The organism is Aeromonas sp. ASNIH8 (assembly GCF_002919855.1).
Taxonomy (GTDB): domain Bacteria; phylum Pseudomonadota; class Gammaproteobacteria; order Enterobacterales; family Aeromonadaceae; genus Aeromonas; species Aeromonas caviae.
In genome coordinates, this window is sequence record NZ_PQLN01000200.1 from 1 (window position 1) to 2,042 (window position 2,042).

The 2,042-nt window shown below is 64.1% G+C and carries 1 pseudogene; it reads right to left on the reverse strand.

Annotation, left to right across the window (positions count from 1 at the left end):
• A pseudogene (locus C3418_RS23355) lies at positions 1-1,927 on the reverse strand (ATP-binding protein); the annotation flags it as partial.
• Between the last annotated feature and the right edge of the window lie 115 nt (positions 1,928-2,042).

Below are 2,042 nucleotides of genomic sequence, written 5' to 3' on the forward strand. Positions count from 1 at the left end.
GGGGGTTGCTGGGCGAGCGTGAGGGGCAGCCTTATCTCGAGGCGGGTGCCTTCGCCGACCTGACTGTGAACGGCTATCTCCCCCCCCATCATCTGACACAGGATGCGGGCGATATTGAGGCCCAGCCCGCTGCCGGGGAACTGGCCCTGGCCGTGGGCGCGATAGAAGGGGGTGAAGAGCCTGGGCAGCTTGTCCGCGGGAATGCCGGCTCCGGTGTCGGTGATGATGAGGTGCAGCACAGGAGGCTGCTCGCCCCCGGTCAGGGTGGCGGTGATGGCGACCCGGCCCTGCTCGGTGAACTTGATGGCGTTGCCGATGAGATTGAAGAGGATCTGGCGCAGGCGAAGGGGATCGATCAGCACCCTCGGCATGGGGGTGTCAGGCAGCCTGACCTCATAGATCAGTCCCTTCTGCTCGGCCATGCCCGCAAAGACCCGGGTGACGGACGAGAGCAGGGGGGCGAGATCGCAGGGGGTGGGCGTCAGGGTCATCTGGCCCGCCTCTATGGAGGCGATATCCAGGCTGTCCCCCAGCAGATCCAGCAGGCCGTTGGCGGAGTCGGCGGCGATGCGCAGCAGCTCGCCGCTGTGACGGCTGAGAGCGGGATCCTCGGTGGCCAGCTCCAGCATGCCGAGGATGGCGTTCATGGGGGTGCGGATCTCGTGGCTCATGGTGGCGAGGAAGTCGCTCTTGGCTCGGCTGGCGCTGTCGGCCTGCTGTTTGGCCTCGCGCAGCGCCTCTTCCAGCCGTTTGCGGTCCGTGATGTCTATCCAGCCGTCGATCACCCCGCTGATGGCCCCCTCCCCGTCGAAATAGGGCACCATCCAGTGATAGATGTCGCTCTGGGTGCCTCTGTGATGGAAGAGGCGATCCGCAAAGATGGGCTGCCCCTCCTGCAATACCCTGGCAAAGTCCTGCTCCAGCACGGCGATGCTGCCTGCATCGAGCACCCCTGACAGCCCCGGGCGAAGGGCTGACCCAGGATGGCCTTTGGCTCGGCGCCGAGCTGGGTCAGGTATTTGCTGTTGCACAGCAATACCTTGCCGCTCTTGTCCCGCACGACGATGGGGTGGGGCAGGCTCTCCCCCAGCGCCCGGATGAACCTGACATGGGCCTCCAGTTGCTGGCGGGACGCCTGCTCGGCGCTGGCCATCCGCTTGAACATGCGGTTGCGATAGAGCAGCACCAGCGCCAGGGTGAGGAGCCCCACGAACACCAGGTAGACGATGTGGGCGTGGCGATCCATGAAGCCGGGCACCGGCAGTTTGCGGTTGCGCCACTCGTAACTCATCATGGCGAGCTCGTTGGGGGGGATGGCGAGGATGGTCTTGTCGAGGATCCCCATCAGCATCCCCTGTCCGGGCAGGCTGGCAAACCCCATCCGGATCGGCTCGTCATCGGCGGGGCCGGCGATGCGCAGGGGGCTCTGGGGATCATTGTCCAGTGCATGGCGGGCAAAATAGAGGGGCACGATGGCGGCATCCACCCGTCCCTGGGCGAGCACCTCCATCGCTTCTGCTGCACTCTCCACCTGGGTGATGCGGCTGCCCTCCAGTCTCTGTGCGAGGGGCACATGGCGCGTCATCGCCACCGTCTTGCCCGCCAGACGCCGGATGGTGTCGATCCCTTGTTCCTCCTGGCGGGTGAGGATCACATAGATGTTGTCGGTGGCGTAGGGCACCGAGCTGCGCAGCCCGTAGTGTTCGGCCACCTGCTGGGAGATGGCGCCGATGAGGTCGATGGCGCCTGACTGCATGGCTTTTGCCAGCTGGCGCTCGGAGTCTGCCCGCACGAACTCGAAGGTGAGGCCTGTGCGTGTGCGGATCTTGTCCAGCATGTCCACCGTCATGCCGACCAGCTGGCCGTCATGATCCAGGGCGCCATAGGGGTAGAGGTTGTCCATCAGCCACACCCTCAGGGCTGACGCATCAGTGTTTATACTTTGAACAACCCCATACATTCGAACAAATATTGTTCATTCAGACAGCAGAGCCTGCGCTTGTTGGCCATGCTTAGATTACGTGATTTGTTTTGCTTCAGCA